We start from the raw sequence: 22,341 nt of genomic DNA, 5'->3' as shown, positions 1-22,341 counted from the left end.
GAAGCAAACAAAGGTTTTTAATTTTAAATTTGAATTCAAAAAATCTGCGGCATCTACTAAATCTGTGTGCGACTTATTTCAAAGGGCCCGGCATAAACTTTTTACTTAACCAAGCCTGCTAAGTTTCTTAAAAGAATCACAGCCTTTTCTTTTATTTGAACCATTAAGTAGAATGAAGATTTTAAGATGGAATTAAGGCAAGATCAAAGATTTTATTTAGCAGCGTGCTTATTTAAAGCAAAGCTCCTCTTAATTTTTCCCAATCTCTTAATATACCTAACGGTTCAATTCTCTCAGAGTAGGCAAGCATTCAGATTAAAACCTGCCAGATCTGCGTGAGATTATTTGAATTTTTAAATTTAATTATAAATCCACATCAGCACCGGTTTTCCGGATTTTTGGAGCATCGGATCGATTTCTTTCATGGCATTATTGGAAACCGTCGGACAGCCCCAGCCTTCGGGTGAACCTTTGGGAAAGACTTCTTCATCACTCATCAGGTTCCAGGAATGGAAGACGATGGATCTTTTGAGGGCATTGCTGTTGGTCCCCTCCAGGCCATGCATCAGATATTTTACATGGATTCCCCAATCGCTGTAGCCCCGCTCCTGAATTTTATATTTCCCCAGCGACGAAAGGTGGCTTCCGTCTACATTGCTGAATTGCGGCCGGTTTTTCGAGCCGTCTTTACTCCAGGGATCATTTCCGCAACCGTGACCTACGAGATATTTTCCGGCAACTTTATTTTTCTTAAAATCCCAGACGAAAAACCGTTTTACCCCTGAATGCAGGCCCATATCGATCAGAAGACAGAAATCCGTGCTGAAATTTTTCTTTTTGCAGAATTCTAATGCCTCTTCCGCTTTTTTAAGTATTTTAACCGAGTCGGCAACGGGCCGGATTTCCTCTGCAGTTCCTAAAACCGGAGCGGTCCCGGAATTTGTTTTCTGCTTACACGACACAAGCAGGAACATGATAAAAATAAAGCTTAAAAACCTCACAGGCTTATTGATAATGAAGGAAAATCCCATAATCCGAAGGGGTCCACCAGGCCGCTTTCTGCCCGGCAGCCTTCAGGGCATTGTTTGCCCAGGTATTGCAGGTATCCAGGAAGCTGTATTTTCCATTGGCATCATAAAAAGCGTCGTTGTTTCCGTAAACGGCATTAGTAGGAACCAATACATAGTTTCCACCGGCATCTTTGTCAAATTTTTCATCAACAAATTTCACCAGATCTTTATACTGGTTTCTGCTGATCATGATCATTTTACAGTCGTCCCCTTCCTTCATCGTTTTATAATAGGTACAGTGCATCGCCGATTCGCTTAGCCAGAAAGCCGCTTTGAAAGCCGTTGAGAACTTCAGGTCAGCCCAGGTCGGCGTGTCCAGATAAAACCCTTTATCGCCCCACCCGATTCCTACAAACCGGTAACCGGTTTCTTTGGATCTGGTATTGCTGAACGGTATTTTTGTACTCCAGTCGTGCAGATCATTCTGCACCGGCATGACGATATCGGTATGAACGCCGTTGGTATAAATGTAGATGGGAATTTCTTTCTTCTGTCCGTCATCCTTTGCAGGAACTTCTATAAAAGGAAGGAAATATCCGACAGCTACATAAACCACAATAATTCCCAGAAAAACCCCCAATATTTTCAGAATCAGCAGAGTCATTTTTTTCATCGTCATGTCCAAATAGTTTAATAAAATTTAATCTTTAATTTTTCGTAAAAGTATTGGTTTCGATTGAAATTTTCGCTAAATTTAAATACAAATACGTCACAAATATGCAGAAAAACACCAAATCCGGCAAAAGATTTAAAATCAGGGTAAAAACGGCTCCTAAAAGAGTCCAGAAAAAACGTTGATCTTCAGGATAAAGACTTTCTGAAAATCGATTTTTTTTAATCGTTAAGTCTTAATACGTGTCTGATTTTATCTTCCTAAAATTTTTATTTTAGGAACGGCAGCTTAACCATTTTTGTCCGAAACTTGAGTTTTTCCGGATCAGACCGCATCTGCAAAAATGATGATTTATTCTTTGTCTGAGGACTGTTCCAGAAATTCAATATTGCGCTTCAGTCCGGCGAATTTCGTACGTTTTACCGGCGATTTCCGAAAAATTTCGGAAAACAGTTCCTGCGTCAGTTCCCGCCACTCTCCTTTTTTAAAGTTTTTTAAACTTTCATTCGGTTTGAATTTGCTCTGCTGATGCGGAGCCGAGAAACGGTTCCACGGACAGACGTCCTGACAGACATCGCAGCCGAACATCCAGTCGTCCATCTTATCCTTGAAATAATCCGGAATCGAATCTTTTAATTCAATGGTGGCGTACGATATACATTTGCTTCCGTCAACCAGTTTTTCTGAGACAATCGCTCCGGTCGGGCAGGCATCAATGCATTTCCGGCACGTTCCGCAATGATCCGTTACCGGATGATCGGCAACCAGTTCGAGATCACAGATAATTTCCGCCAGAAAGTAGAACGACCCGCTTTGCCGGGTAATCAGGTTGGCGTTTTTACCGACCCAGCCGATTCCCGATTTTCGCGCCCAGCTCCTTTCCAATACCGGCGCCGAATCCACAAATACCCGGAACCCGAACTCCCCGATCTCCTCCTGCAGCTCAGCCACCATGTCGCGCAGAATATCCTTAATGACCTCATGATAGTCTTCCGCATACGCATATTTCGAGATCTTGAAATTCTCAAGGGTTGAGATTTTTTCTTCCGGGAAATAATTATACGAAAGAGAAATCACCGATTTGGAGCCTTCCACCAGCAATCTCGGGTCCAGCCTTTTATCGAAATAATTTTCCATATATTTCATTTCGCCATGAAAGCTGTTTTTCAGCCAGTTTTCGAGCGGACGGGCTTCTTCTTCCAGGAATTCCGCTTTTGAAATGCCACAGCCCTGGAAACCAAAACTTTTGGCTTTGGCTTTGATCAGCTGTGAATATCTTTCTGCGGTTGAACTCATCTTTTACCTTGCAAAACTAAGATTATTTTATAAATTTGCCGCGTTTGAAAAATTCAGACCTCAATAATATCAGAAAAAAACAAAACCATGAAAAAAATCGGTCTGCTTACCGGACTTGTTTCTGCCTGTTTCTTTAATGCACAGATCAGGTTCGAAAAAGGCTATTTCGTAAATAATTCAGGACAGAGAAGTGAAGTCTTCATCAAAAACCTGGATTGGAAAAACAATCCTACGGAATTTGAATTCAGAACGGACGAAACTTCGGATGTGAAAAAAGAAAACATTAAAAATATCCGGGAATTCGGGGTCGGCCATGAACTGAAATATGTAAGAAAGACCGTTATCGTCGACCAGTCTGTTGAAATCCTGGATAAAATTTCAGATAAAAAGGACCCGGAATTCAAAGAAGAAACGGTTTTCCTGAAATATCTGGTTGAAGGAAAAGCCAACCTTTTCTATTATGAAAAGGGGGACATGAAAAAGTTTTTTTTCAATATCGATGATTCTCAGGTTGTACCACTTATCTTTAAATCTTATTATCTGAACAGCAGCCAGATTTCCTATAACGAAGATTATAAAAAGCTGCTTGGCAAAAGCCTGAACTGCAACCTGGATCAGAACCGTATTGAAAAGATACAATACCAGGCCAATGATTTATCAAAAGCTTTCATGGGCTATAATGAATGTACCCATACCGGCACAGCGGTAAACTATAATCAGGTAAGTGAAAAAAGAGATCTTTTCAATCTGAATGTGAGACCGGGCGTGAATTTTTCGTCTTTTGAAACGGTTTTGTCATCCTACTACGGGGGCAGTGACGAAGTTACAAAATTCAACAGGGAAACCGCTTTCAGAATCGGAGTGGAAGCTGAATTTGTGTTACCTTTTAATAAAAATAAATGGGCCATCTTCACAGAACCTACTTTCCAGTATTATAAGGCAGAAAAGGAATCTGTAGTTTATCCGGGACAGTCTTTTGAAATGAAGTCTACAAGAACCGTTGATTATAAGTCAATTGAAATTCCGTTTGGAGTGAGACATTATTTCTTTATTAATGACAAATCAAAAATTTTTGTCAATTTAGCCTATATCTTTGATTTTAATCTTAAATCGGAAATAAAATACGATTACCAGATTCTGGAAATCAGTTCGGGAAACAATATGGCCTTCGGTATCGGATATAAATACAATGACCGGTTCTCAGCCGAGTTCCGTGCTGCAACCAACAGAAATCTGTTACAAAATTACAATACGTTCACCTCCCGTTACCAGACGATGTCTTTAATCCTTGGATACACTCTGTTTTAGAAATAAAAAAACCTTATAAAAACCATTATCCGTAAAATTTTACGTAATTTCGTTTAACATTTGAACCATAAAAACAAAGCAATATGTCTTTATCAGAAGTTTTAAAATCAGGAAATTATCAGTTGATTGACGTTCGTGAACCCATGGAACTGGAAATGGACGGATCCATAGAAGGTGCCAAAAATATCCCGCTGGGCGAAGTGGAAGACCGACAGGAGGAAATCCTTTCCATCGAAAAACCGGTAATCCTCTTCTGCAGAAGCGGAAACCGAAGCGGAAAAGCACTGGAATATTTAAATACCCAAGGTCTGAAGGACGGTCATAACGGCGGAGGCTGGGCCGAACTGAAAGCCACCATCGAAGCAAATCAGGGAACTTTTTAAAAGTTCCTTTTTTTATCTGAAAAATGCCGCTATGAGGTTACAGGAAAGGTTTACCCATCAATGTCTGACATTCATAAATGATCCTCAGCTGATCGGAAATTTATGGACCGAAATCCATGAAAAATATGCTGAAAAAGGCAGGCACTACCACAACCTGCAGCATCTTCAAGCCCTATTTTCCGAGCTTGATGCCGTAAAAGATCGTATTTCAGATTTTTCAACAATTACCTTCTCTGTTTTCTACCATGACGTTATTTATGAGGCCACCTCAAAAGCCAATGAAGAAAAAAGCGCAGAGCTGGCTGTATTGAGGCTTCAAAAATTAAATATTCATCAGGACATCATCAATAAAGTTTCTGAGCAGATTATCGCGACCAAATCCCATCTGCGGTCCGGTGACCAGGATACCAACTATCTCCTTGATGCTGATCTTTCCGTTCTGGGAAAAGACCGGGAAACCTATCTGGATTATACCCGTAAAATAAGAAAAGAATACGCTGTTTATCCCGATTTCCTGTACAGGCCGGGAAGAAAAAAAGTACTGCAGCATTTTTCAAAACTGGAGAGCATCTTTAAGACTGATGAATTCAGGGAAAAATATGAAAATCAGGCAAGGGAAAATATTAAATGGGAGATTCAGAATTTGTAGGGGTTAAGGTCAATGGCGACTTCTGCTCCACAGGTGAGCGGTGAATTTTAAACGGTATTCAGTTTTATCAAAATAAAATCCTTATTACTTAAAAACACAAGATATTAAGAACCTCTAGCGGCTTTGCGCTTTCCAACATTAAATTCATGTACAATCACTATTCACCAATGACAAGCGAAGCGCATTCACCATTCACTCTTTCAGAATGCTGTTGATGAAGCTGACGGCTTTTTCCAGAACAATTTTAGGAACCTCTTTATGCGGTGTGTGCCCGGCGTTGGAAATGATGAATTTTCCGGCTGTTCCGCTTACCTGCGAAACGGTTTTTTCTACCTGATCGAGTGTTCCGTACTCGTCTTCTGCGCCCTGAATAAAAAGCAGTGGCGCAGTAATGTTTTTCAGTAAAGATTCAATATTCCAGTTTCTGAAGCGGTCGCTGAGCCAGATTTCCGTCCAGGCCCTGACGAGCATTTCCGTTTTATCGCCGTGGTATTTTGCAAGACGTTCCGGAAGATTGGTCGTCTGATAGGCTTCCCATGCATCCCTCACTCCTTTTACGGTGATGTCTTCCACAAAAATATGCCCGGCTTCACAAATGACTGCTTTTATTTTCCCAGGGTATTTTGATGCCGTGATCAGAGCAATGGTTCCGCCGTCGCTGTGCCCGAAAAGAAGGGCCTCGTTTATTTCCAACGCATCCAGCAAATCATTCAGTACATCGGCTTCAGCTTCCATATAGCTGTTTTCCCTTTTATGGGTAAGCATGGGAAGAGACTTTCCATATCCCAGCCGGTCGTATACAAGCACATTGCATCCGGTGGCTTTCCCCAATTCGGAAGGAAAATCACGCCATAGCTGGATACAGCCTAAGGAGTCATGTAAAAAAACAAGAGTCGGGCTGTCTTCAGAGAAATGGTGATATTCGGTATAAAGCTTTTTTCCTTGTACATCAATAATCTTCGGTTCCATTCGCTTACTCCAATTAGAGGCTGGGAATACCCGTATTATTGAATTCGTCCAGCAGATTTCTGAACACCGTTTCTACCGGCAGTATCTCATCGATCAGAGCGGAAACCTGTCCTATTTCCAGTTCGCCTTCTTCCATATCGCCTTCGAACATGCCTTTTTTCGCTCTTGCACGGCCCAGGGAAGCAATGAGGGATTCTTTGTTTCTTCCGGTATGATAAATGTTTTCAAGGTCATTAAAAAACTTATTTTTCACCATCCTTACCGGTGCCAGTTCTTTCAGGGTTAGATGAGTGTCGCCTTCGTGAAGTTCGGTGATTTTCTGCTTCCAGTTTTCATGGGCACTGGCCTCCGTCGTAGCGGCAAAACGCGAACCGATCTGCACACCATCCGCACCTAAGATCATGGCCGCCTTCATCTGGGAGCCTAAAGCAATTCCGCCAGCCGCAATCAGGGGTTTGGAAATATGTTTCCTCACATTCGGGATCAGGCAGAACGTAGTGGTTTCATCCCTTCCGTTATGGCCGCCTGCTTCGAAACCTTCCGCTACTATGGCATCTACGTCTGCTTCTTCACATTTGACGGCAAATTTGGTGGATGAAACAACGTGAGCTACCTTTAATCCTTCTTTCTGTAAAGTTTCCGTATAGGTCTTCGGGTTTCCCGCCGAGGTAAAAACAATTTTAATCCCTTCTTCGAGGATGATGCTGATAATTTCCTCCAGATTCGGATACAGCATGGGTACGTTTACCCCGAAAGGTTTATCCGTAGCCTGCTTACATTTTCTGATGTTCTCCCTTAATACATCGGGATACATGCTTCCGGCACCGATCAGGCCCAATCCGCCGCAGTTGGAAACCGCCGAGGCCAGCTTCCATCCGGAATGCCAGATCATCCCGCCCTGGATAACCGGGTACCGGAGGCCGAAGAGTTGGGTAACGGTATTTTGCCGGGACTGCATCCCGTGAAGCTTTTTAGCTGAATTGAAATCTATAAAACTGCTCATGGTGTAAAAATAATAAAAACCCCGGTTACGGGAAGGTTCTCCACAAAAAAACCTTCAGAAAATTCTGAAGGTTTTGTCTTATTTTTTTACTGAATCTTTTTTCCAGCTTCCTTTGAAGCTACAGGTGTCATAGCGGCTGTCAATGGAAATAAAGGTGGTCGGAAGTTTTGAATTTACATATTTTTCAACCATTTCATTTTTCTTCTTGTTGAGCGCCATCTGCTTGATCCGGTCATAATCGGTTTCAAGTGTGATCTTGTGGGCAGGAATCACATCCTCCATTTTAATGATCTTTACAACTTTTCTCTTTCTTTCATCCTCATCGTCAAAAGCCGTGGTAATGTCTCCCTTATTCAGCCCCGCCAATTCGTAGCTGATGGTTCCCGGAAGCGTTTCTCTTTCAATTTTACTGGAACCGTCTGCTCCCGGAATCACCCCGGCGTTGAACTTGGTTCTTTTATCATCGGAAAACCTGAAGGTGGCATCTTTGAAAGTCATTTTTCCACTTTGGATCAATCCTCTGATGCTGTCCAGTTTTGCTTTTGCCGTTTTTATTTCTTCATCCGTCGGAGTGGCCATCAGAAGAATATGTCTTGCGTCATACATCTTTCCTGACTTTTTTACCAGCTGAATAATGTGATATCCGAATTCCGATTCAACCGGGTCTGAAATCTCTCCTTCCTGAAGATTCAGTGCGGCGGCCTCGAAAGGCTTTACCATCTGTCCTTTGGAAATATTTTTCATCAGACCTCCGTTTGATGCGGATCCCGGGTCTTCAGAATAGATTCTGGCCTGGCTTTCGAACGTTTCGCCGCCCTGGATGTCCTGTTTGATTTTCTTCAGCTTGTTGATCAGCTCATCTTTATGGGCTTCGGTAAGCTTAGGGAACATCATGATCTGGGATAAGGAAACCTCATCCTTGATTTCCGGCAGCTGGGTTTTGAACGTATTGTAAAAATCCGTTACCTCATTTGGGGTAACGTCGGCTTTGTCGGTAACCCTTTGGTATTTTGCCTGTCCGTAATACTGGTCTGCATCGATTTTTTCGATGGCATTCTTCATTTCGAAGCCGTTTCTGAACTTATAGGCGGTCAGCATCGTTTTTTCGTCCGGAAACTGGGAAAGCAATTGCTGGTATTTGGCATTGGCCTGTTCTTTAATGGCTGCCGAACGGTTTTCGATCAGCGTATCTTTTTTAGCTTCGTAAACAAGAAGTTTGTTGTTAAGAAAATTCTCCAAAAACTCACACTTATCAATATTAGAAGCGCCCTGCTGTTTTGCATAGTTCATCTGCTCGGTTACATCGGACTCCAGCACAATTTCATCACCGATTACCGCAGAGATACCATCCACTAAATCTCCTTTTTTCAGCTGAGCGTTCATCGCATCGGCGCCGAACAGCAGGATGAAAATTCCAAAAAGAAAAGTGATCTTAAGTTTATTTGTCATTATACTATTTTAAACAAGTTGCAAATTTAGAATTCTTAATGAATTACACTAAATTTTTTATTATAAATATTTCTTAAAAGAAGATATTACTGAAGTTCTACATCGAAGGTCGTAAGTTCTTTGAATTGTCTCAATCTGTCGAACATATCCGCTTCGTTTACTTCCTGGATTCTCTCCGTTCCGAATTTCTCAACGGTAAAGGAAGCCATGGCCGAACCTACGATCAATGCGGATTTCATTGTCTCGAAATCAATCTTTTCTTTCTTGGCCAGATAGGCTGCAAAACCTCCTGCGAAAGTATCCCCTGCTCCGGTAGGATCAAAGACATCTTCCAGTGGCAATGCAGGAATAGCAAATACTTTATGGTCATGGAACAGCAAGGCACCGTGCTCCCCTTTTTTGATGATGACATATTCAGGGCCCATTTCATGGATCTTTTTAGCGGCTTTCACCAAAGAATATTCTCCTGAAAGCTGTCTTGCTTCCTCATCGTTGATAGAGATGACATCGGTCTTGGCAATCATCTCCGTTAAGATATCCAGAGCGGAATCCATCCAGAAATTCATGGTATCCAGAATTACCAGCTTCGGCCGGTTATGCATCTTTTCCAGTACAGAAAGCTGTACACCCGGATGAAGGTTCCCCAATAAAAGGATCTCTGCATCCTGCATGGAATCCGGGATTTTAGGATCAAAGTTTTCCAGTACGTTCACTTCTGTTGCCAGTGTGTCTCTTGTATTAAGATCGTTGTGGTATTTTCCTGCCCAGAAGAATGTTTTTCCTTCTTTTACAATTTCGATTCCTTCAATATTGATGTCTCTGTTGGTAAACATATCCAGATGCTCCTGCGGGAAATCCCCTCCTACAACGGAAACGATCCCGGACTTAACGCCGAGAACGGATGAAGTGATCCCGATATATGTGGCAGCACCCCCTAAAATTTTATCTGTTTTCCCAAATGGCGTTTCGATTGCGTCGAACGCAACACTTCCTACAACTAAAAGTTTCATATTTTTTTCAAAGTATTATAAAAGTCAATTATTTTTTCCATTCAAAAGTATCCAGCAGGTGCTTCATATCATTTTTGATATAGTCTACTGCAGGAGCCAGTGAATCAGGTTTCGGCCTGGTGTTGAAATATAAATAGGCCGTCACGAAATGCTTCGTGCTGTCCGTAATGTAAAACTGAAGATTGGATGCACTTTGCCCCTTCAGCTCATAAAAATTTCCGTATACCTTTTTGTCAGGGTATTCAAAAGATTTGGTATCGATGGCGCTGGCCTTGATGGTATGCTCATACACCATCTTTTCCGCTTCCTTGATGTGATCGGCAAAATCGTTCTGTATCGGATAATAGGTCACGAAAACCTTGGCTTTCATTTTCGGATAATTCAGATAGTACCAGCACGGCTTTTTCGCATCGGTAATTTTTGCAAAACCGGAATATTCAAAGGTATAGTTACAATTGTTTTCAAATTTGCGGTACTGAGGCTTCGGATATTCCAGACGGAGTTCTCCGTAGGGCTTCGGAACCGGATCTTTTCCACACGCCACCAAAAGCAGGGCTACAAAAATAAAAATCGCGTTTTTAAACATTTTGCAAAAGTACAAATTAGATTTCAGATTCCGGAAGACAAATTTCAGCATTTCAAGGAGTTTTGGATTTAAGGTGAACGCTGCTTTTGAATACAAAGCGCACAAAGTTTTTTTACTCCTAAATGTTTTCAGGCTCAAAAAGCCGTTTTTAATACTTAAGGATAAAAGAGATTTTATTTTAACGCTGCGAACACAAGGATTTTTTGGCTACTAACTGTTTCTCAGTCCGCAAAGGCGTTTCACTCAGCAAATGACAGCGGAATTTATATTTGAACACAAAGCGCATAAGGTTTTTTTCTCCTAATTGTTTTCAGGCTCACAAAGCCGTTTTTAATACTAAGGATAAAAGAGATTTTATTTTAACGCTGCGAACACAAGGATTTTTTGGCTACTAACTGTTTCTCAGTCCGCAAAGGCGTTTCACTCAGCAAATGACAGCAGAATTTATATTTGAATACAAAGCGCACAAAGTTTTTTTACTCCTAAATGTTTTTAGATTCACAGAGCCGTTTCACTTACAAGAGACCGCAAAGGTTTATTTTCCCGGCGTCTTTGCCACTCTGTGGGAATCCAAAGCCAAATCTTCCCCGGCTTCCCTAATGCTATGTTGAGATTCCCTAAGGAAACGGCAAGAATGAGGGAAAATTTACGGTTGGTTTGTCAATCCGCACAAATCAAGGTGCGAATCTTTTCGCGCTTCCCTGCGGGAATGACAAATGCTTGGCAAAGGGTTACAAAAACCGGTAGGCTTCCTCATAATTCCGGATATAAGTTTCCAGCGGTTTCGGGAATGATTTTTCGTGAGAGGATTCAACATCGGTAGTGAGATAGCTGTTTTCAGCAATAAAATGATTCCAGACTTCTTCGGAAAGTACTTCCACGTTGTAAATTTCGATGCTGAGGTTTTTATGGGTCAGTTTATGGCTGACGGTTTTTACGCCTACAACGAACGGCACCAGCGCATCGGAAATCTCAGGCGGAAATTCAAACAGTTTTTTCCAGATAAAATCATCTTTCCGCTGCTGAATCAGGAACTGTCCGTTCCGGTGAACAAAGTAATACTTCAGTTCCAGGTCTTTGGCTTTCATCTTTTTAGCTTTAACCGGAAATTCCGAGACTTTTTTCATGGAGAATGCAAGGCAGTCTTCATTTAACGGGCATTCCCGGCATAGCGGATTTTTGGGTTTGCAGATTTCGGAACCCAGATCCATCATAGCCTGATTGAAATCCCCCACCTGATCCGGTAAAATAAGATGTGCCAGTTCCGAAAAATAATTGAAGGCCCTTGAATTGGAAATATCGAAGCCGTCGGCGAAAACACGGCTCAGTACCCGGTAGAAATTACCGTCCACTGCCGGCATTTTTCCGTTGAAGCAAATGCTGGAAACTGCCGCTGCCGTATACTTCCCAACGCCTTTCAGCTTTAGAATCTCTTCATACTCATGAGGGAATTTCCCATGATAATCAGTCATGATCTGTTGGGCCGCTTTGTGGATATTGATGGCCCGTGAATAATAGCCCAGGCCTTTCCAGTACAGAATAACCTCATCTTCTTCAGCTTCTGCCAGTGTTTTCACATCCGGAAACCGGGCAACAAAATTATTGTAATGCCCCAGGCCCTGGCTGATCCTGGTCTGCTGGAAAACAATTTCACAGATCCAGATTTTATAAGGATCTTTGGTCTGCCTGAAAGGAAGATCTCTGGCATTTTTTTCGTACCAGCTTAAAAGTTTATTTCCAATATGCTTAAAGTCCGGCTCTTTATTGATGTTCTTCAAATTTTTAATTTTTATTCGGATATTCCGGCAGGTCGAATACAGGCGGACAGAATCTGCTTTCAGCAAATGGTCAGCTTTACGGGCCGGAATTTCAGTCAGGCAAAGATAAGGCTTTATTGTTCAGGTTTTACCGAATAAACCGGGGCTGCTTTCAGCCATTGGTAGTTCAGCTTCATTTGTTTGGCGATAAAACGGTACCCCTCCAGCTTTTTGAGGTACGTGTAAGAAGTGGAATCGCGGCGGAACATCAGCCGCTGATTGGAAAGAAACTGAAACGGAAATACCACTACCGAATCCCTGGTGGTCTTGAGCACTTTCCCTGAATTTACACGGTAGATAAAAATGGACTTTCCACGTCCCGAAGACTGATCGACAAGTTGGATGTCTGCTGAGGACACCACCATATCGCTTTCATAAAAACATTCCTGAGGCTTCATCACGTAGGCTTTTCCTTCCTGCCTTTCATCGGCGAAAAGGTCAATCTTATGACTGTGTTGAAGCTTTTTTTCTTCACAGCCCGCCAGGCCCAAAAGCACCGGCAAAAAGTACATCAGCTTTCTTTTCATAATGATTTTAATAATTCGGTAGAAAAAAACCGATGTGAAAATCCCATCGGTTTAGTATTTTAATTAAGTAAAAATCAGTCCTGAAGATATTCAGCATCCCATTCATTACCGTCATCTCCTTTGTGTCCGTCAAGTTTAATAACAAAACTTTTGGTAGGGAAATAAGGGGTTAGGCGGATATCCAGCCACACACGGTCCTTATTCACTTTATCCTGCTCAAAACGGACAATCTTGAATTTTTCAATCAGCTTGTCCGGACCTTTGATTCCGTCAAGGAAAGTAACAATCTGTCTTCTGAGATCATCCTCATTCCTGGCATTCCAGTTTTCGAAAGCCCTTCTGTTCAGGAAATCCAGCAATACTTTGGTTACGTAGTCGAATACACGGACTACGGAGTAAGTCTGAAGCCCGATATTATCTCCGGTAAACAAGGTTTTGGCAGAGAATGCCATGATTTTTCCGTATTCGTTTACCATCGGTACCAGGCCCATTTTTTCCAGCTGGGAAATTTCGCTTTTCTTAAGCTCGAATTTTACGGCATCCACTTCATTGATGTTCCCGTGTTTCTTCCCTGCGGCCACCTGGGACATCAGGGTTTTGTGGATTTTTCCGGCCAGTGAAGTGGATGGCGGAAGTTCTACGTTTTCCTCTTCTCCTACTTCTTCGGCTTTTCCACGGCCTACCAGCCAGTTGCAGGTCATAATCACATTACTTCTGTGAAGCTCGCCTCCGGTAAGGTTGGCTGAATGGAATAAGTCTACCACATCATCCGGTTTGTCAAGATTGGCAAAATCCGTGATCATCATCACCTTATTCTCGTTACAGATCTTCGCCCATTTTTCAATGACTTTGTTGGAACCTAAGTATCCTGGGATTGCCAGGATAGAATAATTGTCCCTGAGGTCCAGACGGTCGTAGTAGTTTTTGAATTCTTCTGCCACAGCATCGATAAACAAAGGATTGTCAAGGTCTGAAACCTGATCCAGGCTTGCATTGACGATGCTTACGTTGTCTACCTTATCGAGTTCGGTATTTTTGTAGAACTGGGCAACCGTTCTGTAGTTGGTCTCCAGCATCCGGACGGCGTCCAGTGTATTTTTAAGGTTTAATTTTAAATTCTGATCGGCCGCCTGCGCTTTGGATTTGCAGGTATCCGCCATTTTATCTGCAGATTCATTGCCTTCCAGAAGTTCTACCCAAAGATTGATTTTCTGAAGAAGCTCTTTTCTCTCTTCTGCTTTATTGCCGTCGTTCAGGAAGATTTCCTTTCTGGCTTTTCGGGTGGGGTTCATATTGGCGATGCCGTCTACAACAGATTCTACAAAGCCGAAACCTCCTATTTTATTGAGTTCGGCAAGCGGATTACCCTTGGGCTGGCCTGCGTGTTGCTGCTGCCCCTGCTGTTGTTGGTTCTCAGCTGCCTGTAATTTACTATCCATGATTCGTGAGTCTTTAGATTATTTTTCTAGTTCTTGGGCCACTTCTTTCAATACCTCTACGAATGCAGCCCTGGTCTGGTCATTCTCAAGCATATTGCGCAGAATTTTATTGGTTTTCAGCTGGCGTACGATTTTATTGTACTGCTCCTGCTCCATGCTCAGCTTCTGTAGGTATTCTGATTTCTGAGTAAGGTTTTTGGGAGTAAAGTCTGCAAGATTCTGGAAACGGAACTCTTCTTCGACTACGTTACCGTCTTCCGTTTCGTGCTGAACATGCACAGAAGGCTGGAAATGCCTGAAGACGTCGTCCACGGTTTTTAGTCCTGTTACAATTTCGGGAACGTAAGATTCATCTGTTGTAAGCTGGCTCACTATCAGCGACTTATTCTCCTGGATCTGCTGGATAGCTTCGTTAGCGTCTACTTTTACTTCGTTTCCGCCAACGCCATAATTAAACATTGCCATATTGTTGTTATTTTGAGATTTCTTATTTTGGTGTTCATTGTTTTTATCAGCATCAAATAACTGACCAATCCAATGCCTAAATTTAAAAAAAAACTGTAACATAAAAAATTTTGTTAAGATTTTTTTGAAATATTATTTACCGGGATCAACCTCAGCAGCGACTGATATTTCCGGCATCACTAAACTAGGAAAAATAAATAAAAAACGCATCATTTCCGATGCGTTTTTCATTTCTAACAATTTCCCGGTTTTTATTACCAGATTTTTATCCTGTCCTGAGGTGCTTTATACATTTTGTCCCCCGGCTTGATATCGAATGCCTTAATAAAAGAATCCTGGTTTACCAATGGTCCGAATGCCCTGAAAACACCCGGCGAATGCGGATCGGTCTTTACCTGGTTGGTCATGTACTGGTCGGTGGATTTGGTTCTCCAAACCGTTGCCCAGCTCATGAAGAAGCGCTGATCCTGCGTGAAGCCGCTGATCGGCCCCGGATTGCCATGGTCTTTCAGGTACATCTGAAGGGCATCGTAAGCAACGGCTACTCCTCCCAGGTCCCCGATATTTTCACCACTCGTAAATTTACCGTTCACGAAGCTTCCTTTTACCGGTTCGTAAGCGCTGTACTGGGAAGCCAACTGGGCTACTTTAGCGTCAAAGTTCTTACGGTCGGCATCTGTCCACCAGTTGTTCAGGTTCCCGTCTCCGTCGAATCTGGAACCGCTGTCATCGAATCCGTGGGAAATTTCATGGCCGATCACTGCCCCTATGCCGCCGAAGTTTACTGCAGCGTCAGCCTTCGGATTGTAGAACGGAGGCTGAAGAATAGCCGCCGGAAAAACAATTTCGTTGTTGGATCCGCTGTAATAAGCGTTTACCGTCTGCGGCGTCATCCCCCATTCTGATTTGTCAACAGGTTTCCCTACCTTATCCAGACTTCGCTGGTACTGCCATGCGGCTACATTCTGAAGGTTGGAATATAAAGTCGCCCCCGCTTGCGGAGATTCCACTTTCAGTTGGGTGTAATCTTTCCATTTATCCGGATAGGCTATTTTTACCGTAAATTTAGACAGTTTTTCCTGTGCTTTCACTTTGGTTTCCGGAGACATCCAGTCCATATCGTTGATGTGGGTTTTGAATGACTTTAAAATATAATCGATATAGGTCTCCATCTGTGCTTTGGCTTCAGGTGTGAAGTATTTCTCAACATAAAGTTTTCCGAAAGCTTCTCCCAGGACACCGTTCACCAGAGAAAGCCCTCTTTTGTTCATCGGACGCTGTTCTTTCTGGCCCTGAAGATATTTGGAATAGAAATCGAAACGGATTTTCTCCAGGTTTTCATCCAGGTTGCTGGCATTGCCGTTAATCAGATGGTATTTCAGGTAATCTTTCAGCAACGGCAGGTTTTTCTGCGTCAGGAACGAATCCATATTCTGGTAATATTTCAGTTCGCCGACAATGACGCGGTCGGTATTCACTCCTGCCTCTTTTAAATATTTCGGAAGGTTCACATTCTTCACCAACGCCGGCAGTTCGGATACGTTTTTAGGATTGTATCTTAAATTGGCATCCCTGTTCTGTTCCAGAGTCAGCAGATAATTGGTCAGCTGCTTTTCGAAATCCACCACATTTTTAGCGGCAGCATCTGCATTTTTATAGTTTAGAACGCCGAAGAGTTTTGCGACATACGACTGGTATTCCGCCAGGGTTTTGGTGTTGGCTTCGTTTACTTTCTGATAGTAATCTCTTCCCAATCCAAGATCCGGACCGCCGAGATAGACTGCATTCATCGTAGAATTTTTCATATCGGCGCCTACCCTCCATCCGTAGAATGAATTGTCGCCCACCTTTGTTGCTTCCAGTAGATATTTCTGAAGGTCATTCAGGTTTTTGATGGCATCGATTTTCGCCAGGTCTCCTCTGATCGGGCTCAGGCCTTCTGCATTTCTTTTACCGGTGTCCATAAAGGAAGCATAGAGATTCTGGATTTTTTGGCCTTCGGAACCGGCCTGATAAGATTCGGATAAAATTTTATTTAAAATATCCAGGGAAGCATCGTCTACATTTTCCCTCAGGGCATTGAAAGATCCCCAGCTCGCTTTATCGGAAGGAATCTGTGTGGTCTTCACCCAGTTTCCGTTGACATAACTAAAAAAATCATCCTGCGGACGTACTGCTTTGTCCATATAGGCTAAATTCAGTCCTTCTTCTTTCATTTCTTCTTTTTTTACAGGCTCTGTAGTCATTTCCTTGGTCATTTCCGGTTTCTGAGCATCTGCCGTCTTTGCCGTACCACACGAATTTAGGAATACCAGACCCGAAAGGGCAATTATTCCGATATTTAGCTTTTTCATTAAGATATTTTTTGATTTACACAAACTTACCAAATATACAAATTCTGATGATACATTATCATTCATTAAGAATCAATATGCTTTTATTGCATCATTTAATTATATCTGGTTCAAACCGGGTTTATAATACCGGGTTTAAAACTACGGTCAGCTTGAAATGAAATTTTGTTGAAAACTTTCGAATTTGTATTAAAATATTTTCAAAACAGTTAAATGAAGAAGTTTATGGTATCTTTTCATAAATCAGATAAATTTTAAAGGCTGAATAAGAATTTATTTACGGTTATCCACTTACGATGGATACGTTAAGCGGAAGACTGTTTTCCAAGTAATAAAATACAGAACAAAACCTTTACAAAAAAGGAAAATAAGAATATTTTCCAGCTGTAAAATTAAATAAATGGTCTTGGAAAACATCGGTTTTTTACAGTTACAACTTTGGCAAGCAGAAAAAAAACTGAATAATCCGGCCTTGCCTTATCATAATTTATCTTAAAATTATTATCTTTGCCATGTGAAATATTGCAACAGCTTAATTCAGGTATCATAACAATTGCTCAGCAATACCAAATTCAATGGCTTTGATTTAAGTTTACATTGATTTTCATAATAATGAAAACACCCTTCCTTTTAACTTTACTGACGTTTTCAATAGATCAACAAGTCTGTATTAAGAAGAATTGACCAACTTAATTAAAAATAGTATAACAGTATTACATACTGGAATTAATTTGTTAATTAAATTTTTTAAAGCTTCTCTATATGAAAAAGAACTTATTTATCCTGTCAACTGTAACCTGTTCAGTTTTAGCTTATTCACAAGTAGGAATCGGGAATACAACACCGAACGCCAAACTTGATATAAGAACCAATACCACCAGTGTAACAGACCCGGGCGAGGGAATGCTGGGTATAGGAACTTCTGCTTCCAGTGCATCTTCGGCAGGTGCAGGTGCCCTGCGTTACAGCACTTCGGCGGGAGGCTCCATGCAATACAGCAACGGTGCCAACTGGAATACGCTCAGCAGTAATGTCCAGAAAAGTATCGTGGTTGCCCGGAAAACCTCATCGCAGTCAATTGGTAACACAACGGTTACCAATATTATCGACTGGTCGGAAACTTCGGATTCAAATAATAATTTTGATCCGGTTACAGGGATTTTCACCGCACCCAGGGATGGAAATTATACCGTTTCTTTCAATTTTATTTTTAACAGTGCCGGTGTCAGTGCAGACAGTCAGGTTGAGGCACAGCTGTATCTTTCCAGCGGGCCTATCAAAATAGGAATAAACGGATATGCTACGGCAGGAACTGTTATTTCAAGTTCAAGCGTCAACGTGACGGTAAGAATGGCTGCCGGCGAAACTTTGCGTCCTGCCATCTACCACAACACCGGCAGTTCCAAAAGTACAAGGGCTGCAAACGGTTTTAACGATTATGTTAACTTTTCAGTTGCCGAATTATAAATGCCTTTTTTGGAAAACTGATATTCTATAGTAAAAAAATGCCTCTAAAAGCTTATTTGCCTATAGAGGCTTTTTTAAATTCCGTGAAGCCTTTCGTCACAATTGTCACGAATGGATTCCAGCCTTGTTTCTTATGTTCTTCGTACCGGGAAATGATAATTTTTTGTTAAAATACCGTTCTCTTCCCTTCTGTATTTTTCTCAGAGAAAGGAAAAATTTATTTTTACCCTTAAATATCCAATACCTGTAATCATGAAAAAAATATTTCCGGGAAATGTATTGCTGCTGGGAGCTTTTCTTTTTTCCACACTGATTTGTTCCCAAAGTGCGGTTGAACGAAATTATCTTAGAAAATTTATCCATCCTCTCCAATCTTATGATGCGGACACCGGCTTTAAAGAAGATTCTCTTGTTTTCAACCGTTTCTTTGCCAACGTCAAAATAATAGGACTCGGAGAAGCTTCTCACGGCTCCAGTGAAATTTTTAAGCTGAAAGATAAATTAACACGGTATATCCTGATGAAAAACAACGGCGGTGTGTTTTCCATAGAATCCCCCATGCCCAAAGCGATGCTCATCAACGAATATATTGTCAACGGAAAAAAAACCGGTAAAGAATACGTGATGAACCTCGATTCCTGGATTTATCAGACTGATGAAATCTTGGATATGACGGAATGGATGAAAAAATATAACGACAGACACGCATCCAAAATAACATTTACGGGATTCGATATGACCACGTACCGGGGTTCCGTGGTACAGTTTAAAATAATAATGGACAAGTATAATGTTTCCACTGATCATCTGATGAAATTAACCCAGCTGCTTCATGAAGAAAACCAATTGGAAAAGAAACAGCTCTCCCGGAAAAAGCAGATCCATGCAGAGGCATCAACCGAGTTAGACCATATAAGAAACTTTTTACCAAACATTTCCGGACCCGATGATTATTCCTGGTTTGCACAGCACCTTGTGCTTCTGGAACAGTATATCCACCGGTCTTATCTTGATCGCAACCGGTACATGGCAGAGAATATAGCCTGGCTTAAAAATAAATACCCGGAATCCGCTTTTGTCTTATGGGCCCATAATGAACATCTGAAAAAAACCGGAGCGGAAACCGGAAGATTTCTGATCGAAAAATTTAAGGATGACTATACCAGTTGCGGAACTTTCTTCTACGAAGGGTCCCATTCCGTAATCGGATTGGATGATAAAAAAATCACGCCCGCCTTCGTGAAGAAAAACACACCGGATTCATTGGAAGAACTTCTCAATTCTTTCAACATTCCTATTTTTATCCTCGACCTAAAAAGCATTAAAAAAGAGAATAATGAACTCACAAAAGTACTTTTGAAAAAAATAAACTACCGGACGGTAGGCGCTTCACCGACCTCCAATGACTTTAAATCCGGAAATATAACTGATGATTTTGATTACCTGATCTTCATCAAAAATTCTACGGCATCGAAACTGCTGAGTAATTAAATTTAAACCGTTTTCGCTGATCTATAAAAATACAAGGAGCATTCGGACTAAAAAGACTTGAAGAGGGATGCAGTATGCCGTTAGCACCTGTATTTAAAAGGCTACTGACTGGCAATTGATTTTTTAAATCAGGCTGAAAATCTTGTAAAGTTTCTTTTTTCCTTATCCTCCTTAAATTACGGAAAGCGGAATGAATATTATCGAATTTACATTAAGCAGAACGCTCAGTAAAGAGTGTATTAAATTTTTCAAATGTCTTTAAATGCTGTTGGTCACTTAACGTTGCTCTCAAATTTTAAGCTAAAAAAAACCGCTCATTGCTGAACGGTTTTTTTTGATATTTAAAAACGGACTACCAGATCTTGATACGGTCTGCCGGTTTCTTATAAAGTTTGTCGCCTTCTTTTACGTCGAATGCTTTGTAGAAAGCGTCAACATTCGTTAAAGGTCCGAAACTTCTGAAATACCCCGGAGAGTGCGGATCGGTTTTCACCTGGTTCACCATATATTTTTCACTGGATAAAGTTCTCCATACGGTTGCCCAGCTTAAGAAGAATCTCTGATCCTGCGTATATCCGCTGATTACTCCCGGATTCCCTTTGTCTTTCAGGTACATCTGTAAGGCATCGTAAGCGATGTTTACTCCGCCTAAATCGGCAATGTTTTCACCATTGGTAAAGGTTCCGTTCACGAAAGTTCCTTTTACAGGCTCGTACTTATCATATTGGGAAGCCAGTGCTTTGGTCGCTTTTTCGAAGTTGGCTTTGTCTTCCGGTGTCCACCAGTCTACCAGGTTTCCGTCTGCATCGAACTGGGCTCCGGAATCATCGAATCCGTGGCTCATTTCGTGACCGATCACGGCACCGATTCCTCCAAAGTTCACCGCAGCATCCGCTTTAGGATTGAAGAACGGCGGCTGAAGGATGGCAGCCGGGAATACGATCTCGTTGTTTACCGGGTTATAATAAGCATTTACCGTTTGTGGCGTCATTCCCCACTCCGATTTATCCACCGGTTTTCCGATCTTAGCCAGGTCTTTGTTGTACTGCCATTCCGTAATGTTCTGAAGGTTGGAATACAGGTTTCCGCCTTTGGATTCGGGAACGATGGTCAGTTTGGAATAATCTTTCCATTTGTCCGGATACGCTACTTTTACCGTGAACTTATTCAGTTTCTGCATTGCTTTCTCCTTCGTTGTCGAAGACATCCAAGCTAAATTATTGATGTGAACAGCAAAACTTTTCTTTAAATAGTCGATCAGTTCCACCATCTGCGCTTTGGCTTCTGCAGGGAAATATTTCTCAACGTATAATTTTCCGAACGCTTCGCCCAAAGTTCCGTTGATCAGCTCAAATCCTCTTTTGTTCAAAGCCCTCTGCTCCTGCTGGCCTCTCAGGTATTTACCGTAGAAAGCAAACTTCATATCCCCGATCTTTTCGCTTAGATAAGAAGCGCTGCCGTGGATCATGTGGAATTTAAGATAATCTTTGATTACAGGAAGATTCTGCGTATTGATGAATTTATCAAGATTTTTATAATACCCCAATTCCCCGATGATTACCTTATCCGAAGTTACCCCTACTTTTTTAAGGTAACCCGGAAGGTCTACATTTCTTACCAGAGCAGAAAGCTCGGCCATGGTTTTCAGGTTGTACTGAAGGGTATTGTCGCGGCTCTGCTCGTTTGTGAGATAGGTCTGAGCAATGCTCTTCTCATAAGCAACGATACCTTTTGCGGCGGCATCAGCATTTTTATATCCTAATTCTTTCAGCATGGAAGCCACATATTTTGTGTATTCCGCCAATGCTTCGGTATTTTTTTCGTTTACTTTCTGATAGTAGTCTCTTCCCAATCCTAAAGAAGCGTCTCCTAAGTACACGGCATTCATCTTGGAATCTTTAAGATCCGCATCCACGCCCCATCCGTAGAAATTGTTCTCCCCTTCTTTCGTTACGGAGATCAGGTAATTCTGAAGATCATTAACGTTTTTAATGGCATCAATTTTATTCAGATTTGCCTGGATCGGCTTGATACCGTCTGCATTTCTTTTAGACATATCCATATATGATCCATACAGGTCCTGGATTTTTTTACCTTCCGTTCCGTCAGCAAACTTATCTTTCAGAAGCGAGTTCAGGATCGTCATCGAATTGTTGTCGGTATCTTCAGCCAGCTTGTTGAAACTTCCCCAGGTTGGTTTATCGGAAGGGATTTTGGCCGTCTTCATCCATGTTCCGCTTACAAAGCTGTAAAAGTCATCCTGCGGACGCACTGATTTATCCATCAGGCTAAGATCCAGACCTTTGTCTGTCGCCTGAGCGTTCACTGCCTGTGAACAGAGTCCTCCCAATAAAAGCAGGGAAAGCGTTAGTTTTTTCATTATAATTACAATTTATACAATAAGTGTAACTTTTTTTTAATTCGTTACTTTTTATGAAAACAAAT

General features: G+C 41.7%; 19 protein-coding genes. 5 read left to right on the top strand and 14 right to left on the bottom strand.

Annotation, left to right across the window (positions count from 1 at the left end):
- Window positions 1-359: 359 nt before the first annotated feature.
- From CHA01nite_RS17275 to queG, 3 genes are all read right to left on the bottom strand, one after another.
- Window positions 360-974 (bottom strand): murein L,D-transpeptidase catalytic domain-containing protein, encoded by a 615-nt coding sequence (locus tag CHA01nite_RS17275; protein ID WP_146943660.1) that lies wholly within the window; start codon window positions 972-974, stop codon window positions 360-362.
- Window positions 975-1,005: 31 nt separating this feature from the next.
- Window positions 1,006-1,683 carry a TIGR02117 family protein gene (locus CHA01nite_RS17270; RefSeq protein WP_146943658.1) on the bottom strand — a complete coding sequence of 226 codons (678 nt, stop codon included), beginning with the start codon at window positions 1,681-1,683 and terminating at the stop codon, window positions 1,006-1,008.
- 351 nt (window positions 1,684-2,034) lie between these two features.
- Window positions 2,035-2,979 (bottom strand): tRNA epoxyqueuosine(34) reductase QueG, encoded by a 945-nt coding sequence (gene queG, locus CHA01nite_RS17265; RefSeq protein WP_146943656.1) that lies wholly within the window; start codon window positions 2,977-2,979, stop codon window positions 2,035-2,037.
- An 87-nt stretch (window positions 2,980-3,066) separates the two neighbouring features.
- Between queG and CHA01nite_RS17260 the strand changes: the two genes are divergently transcribed.
- From CHA01nite_RS17260 to CHA01nite_RS17250, 3 genes are all read left to right on the top strand, one after another.
- A complete protein-coding gene (locus tag CHA01nite_RS17260) occupies window positions 3,067-4,287 on the top strand; it encodes a porin family protein (RefSeq protein WP_146943654.1) in 1,221 nt (406 codons plus the stop codon).
- 83 nt (window positions 4,288-4,370) lie between these two features.
- Window positions 4,371-4,670 (top strand): rhodanese-like domain-containing protein, encoded by a 300-nt coding sequence (locus CHA01nite_RS17255; RefSeq protein WP_146943652.1) that lies wholly within the window; start codon window positions 4,371-4,373, stop codon window positions 4,668-4,670.
- A gap of 31 nt (window positions 4,671-4,701) precedes the next feature.
- Window positions 4,702-5,319, top strand: a complete 618-nt coding sequence (locus CHA01nite_RS17250) for an HD domain-containing protein (RefSeq protein ID WP_146943650.1) — start codon at window positions 4,702-4,704, stop codon at window positions 5,317-5,319.
- A 192-nt stretch (window positions 5,320-5,511) separates the two neighbouring features.
- Here the strand turns inward: CHA01nite_RS17250 and CHA01nite_RS17245 are convergent, their stop codons facing one another.
- The 10 genes from CHA01nite_RS17245 to CHA01nite_RS17200 form a co-directional block, all read right to left on the bottom strand.
- Window positions 5,512-6,288: an alpha/beta fold hydrolase gene (locus tag CHA01nite_RS17245; RefSeq protein WP_146943648.1), complete on the bottom strand. Its 777-nt coding sequence runs from the start codon at window positions 6,286-6,288 to the stop codon at window positions 5,512-5,514.
- A 13-nt stretch (window positions 6,289-6,301) separates the two neighbouring features.
- The gene (locus CHA01nite_RS17240; RefSeq protein WP_146943666.1) at window positions 6,302-7,246 is read right to left on the bottom strand and encodes an NAD(P)H-dependent flavin oxidoreductase; all 945 of its coding nucleotides are present in this window, start codon (window positions 7,244-7,246) and stop codon (window positions 6,302-6,304) included.
- Between the two features lie 123 nt (window positions 7,247-7,369).
- A complete protein-coding gene (locus CHA01nite_RS17235) occupies window positions 7,370-8,740 on the bottom strand; it encodes a peptidylprolyl isomerase (RefSeq protein ID WP_146943647.1) in 1,371 nt (456 codons plus the stop codon).
- Window positions 8,741-8,826: 86 nt separating this feature from the next.
- Window positions 8,827-9,750, bottom strand: coding sequence for a PfkB family carbohydrate kinase (locus tag CHA01nite_RS17230; protein WP_146943644.1), 924 nt, complete (start codon window positions 9,748-9,750; stop codon window positions 8,827-8,829).
- Window positions 9,751-9,778: 28 nt separating this feature from the next.
- Window positions 9,779-10,336, bottom strand: a complete 558-nt coding sequence (gene gldD / locus CHA01nite_RS17225; RefSeq protein WP_146943642.1) for a gliding motility lipoprotein GldD — start codon at window positions 10,334-10,336, stop codon at window positions 9,779-9,781.
- A gap of 731 nt (window positions 10,337-11,067) precedes the next feature.
- Window positions 11,068-12,114 (bottom strand): A/G-specific adenine glycosylase, encoded by a 1,047-nt coding sequence (gene mutY / locus CHA01nite_RS17220; protein ID WP_146943640.1) that lies wholly within the window; start codon window positions 12,112-12,114, stop codon window positions 11,068-11,070.
- A 113-nt stretch (window positions 12,115-12,227) separates the two neighbouring features.
- The gene (locus tag CHA01nite_RS17215) at window positions 12,228-12,680 is read right to left on the bottom strand and encodes a hypothetical protein (protein WP_146943638.1); all 453 of its coding nucleotides are present in this window, start codon (window positions 12,678-12,680) and stop codon (window positions 12,228-12,230) included.
- 74 nt (window positions 12,681-12,754) lie between these two features.
- Window positions 12,755-14,119, bottom strand: a complete 1,365-nt coding sequence (locus tag CHA01nite_RS17210; protein WP_146943636.1) for a DUF5458 family protein — start codon at window positions 14,117-14,119, stop codon at window positions 12,755-12,757.
- 18 nt (window positions 14,120-14,137) lie between these two features.
- Window positions 14,138-14,584, bottom strand: coding sequence for a type VI secretion system contractile sheath small subunit (locus CHA01nite_RS17205; protein WP_170234761.1), 447 nt, complete (start codon window positions 14,582-14,584; stop codon window positions 14,138-14,140).
- 254 nt (window positions 14,585-14,838) lie between these two features.
- Window positions 14,839-16,938, bottom strand: a complete 2,100-nt coding sequence (locus CHA01nite_RS17200; RefSeq protein ID WP_146943632.1) for a M13 family metallopeptidase — start codon at window positions 16,936-16,938, stop codon at window positions 14,839-14,841.
- A 762-nt stretch (window positions 16,939-17,700) separates the two neighbouring features.
- Here CHA01nite_RS17200 and CHA01nite_RS17195 point away from each other — a divergent pair.
- Window positions 17,701-18,405 carry a hypothetical protein gene (locus CHA01nite_RS17195; RefSeq protein WP_146943630.1) on the top strand — a complete coding sequence of 235 codons (705 nt, stop codon included), beginning with the start codon at window positions 17,701-17,703 and terminating at the stop codon, window positions 18,403-18,405.
- Between the two features lie 252 nt (window positions 18,406-18,657).
- Window positions 18,658-19,896: an erythromycin esterase family protein gene (locus CHA01nite_RS17190; RefSeq protein ID WP_146943628.1), complete on the top strand. Its 1,239-nt coding sequence runs from the start codon at window positions 18,658-18,660 to the stop codon at window positions 19,894-19,896.
- Window positions 19,897-20,248: 352 nt separating this feature from the next.
- Here CHA01nite_RS17190 and CHA01nite_RS17185 read toward each other — a convergent pair whose 3' ends face one another.
- The gene (locus CHA01nite_RS17185; protein WP_146943626.1) at window positions 20,249-22,276 is read right to left on the bottom strand and encodes a M13 family metallopeptidase; all 2,028 of its coding nucleotides are present in this window, start codon (window positions 22,274-22,276) and stop codon (window positions 20,249-20,251) included.
- Window positions 22,277-22,341: the final 65 nt, after the last annotated feature.

Origin of the sequence: Chryseobacterium hagamense, assembly GCF_007991455.1 — a bacterium.
GTDB classification, from domain to species: Bacteria; Bacteroidota; Bacteroidia; order Flavobacteriales; family Weeksellaceae; genus Chryseobacterium; species Chryseobacterium hagamense.
This window is presented reverse-complemented; position numbering and strand designations above follow the sequence as displayed.

Bases quoted from the DNA above. Each gene is read 5' to 3' on its own strand.
- CHA01nite_RS17275 (WP_146943660.1), bottom strand. From the start codon at position 974: ATGTTCCTGCTTGTGTCGTGTAAGCAGAAAACAAATTCCGGGACCGCT.
- CHA01nite_RS17270 (WP_146943658.1), bottom strand. From the start codon at position 1,683: ATGAAAAAAATGACTCTGCTGATTCTGAAAATATTGGGGGTTTTTCTG.
- queG (WP_146943656.1), bottom strand. From the start codon at position 2,979: ATGAGTTCAACCGCAGAAAGATATTCACAGCTGATCAAAGCCAAAGCC.
- CHA01nite_RS17260 (WP_146943654.1), top strand. From the start codon at position 3,067: ATGAAAAAAATCGGTCTGCTTACCGGACTTGTTTCTGCCTGTTTCTTT.
- CHA01nite_RS17255 (WP_146943652.1), top strand. From the start codon at position 4,371: ATGTCTTTATCAGAAGTTTTAAAATCAGGAAATTATCAGTTGATTGAC.
- CHA01nite_RS17250 (WP_146943650.1), top strand. From the start codon at position 4,702: ATGAGGTTACAGGAAAGGTTTACCCATCAATGTCTGACATTCATAAAT.
- CHA01nite_RS17245 (WP_146943648.1), bottom strand. From the start codon at position 6,288: ATGGAACCGAAGATTATTGATGTACAAGGAAAAAAGCTTTATACCGAA.
- CHA01nite_RS17240 (WP_146943666.1), bottom strand. From the start codon at position 7,246: ATGCAGTCCCGGCAAAATACCGTTACCCAACTCTTCGGCCTCCGGTAC.
- CHA01nite_RS17235 (WP_146943647.1), bottom strand. From the start codon at position 8,740: ATGACAAATAAACTTAAGATCACTTTTCTTTTTGGAATTTTCATCCTG.
- CHA01nite_RS17230 (WP_146943644.1), bottom strand. From the start codon at position 9,750: ATGAAACTTTTAGTTGTAGGAAGTGTTGCGTTCGACGCAATCGAAACG.
- gldD (WP_146943642.1), bottom strand. From the start codon at position 10,336: ATGTTTAAAAACGCGATTTTTATTTTTGTAGCCCTGCTTTTGGTGGCG.
- CHA01nite_RS17215 (WP_146943638.1), bottom strand. From the start codon at position 12,680: ATGAAAAGAAAGCTGATGTACTTTTTGCCGGTGCTTTTGGGCCTGGCG.
- CHA01nite_RS17210 (WP_146943636.1), bottom strand. From the start codon at position 14,119: ATGGATAGTAAATTACAGGCAGCTGAGAACCAACAACAGCAGGGGCAG.
- CHA01nite_RS17205 (WP_170234761.1), bottom strand. From the start codon at position 14,584: ATGGCAATGTTTAATTATGGCGTTGGCGGAAACGAAGTAAAAGTAGAC.
- CHA01nite_RS17200 (WP_146943632.1), bottom strand. From the start codon at position 16,938: ATGAAAAAGCTAAATATCGGAATAATTGCCCTTTCGGGTCTGGTATTC.
- CHA01nite_RS17195 (WP_146943630.1), top strand. From the start codon at position 17,701: ATGAAAAAGAACTTATTTATCCTGTCAACTGTAACCTGTTCAGTTTTA.
- CHA01nite_RS17190 (WP_146943628.1), top strand. From the start codon at position 18,658: ATGAAAAAAATATTTCCGGGAAATGTATTGCTGCTGGGAGCTTTTCTT.
- CHA01nite_RS17185 (WP_146943626.1), bottom strand. From the start codon at position 22,276: ATGAAAAAACTAACGCTTTCCCTGCTTTTATTGGGAGGACTCTGTTCA.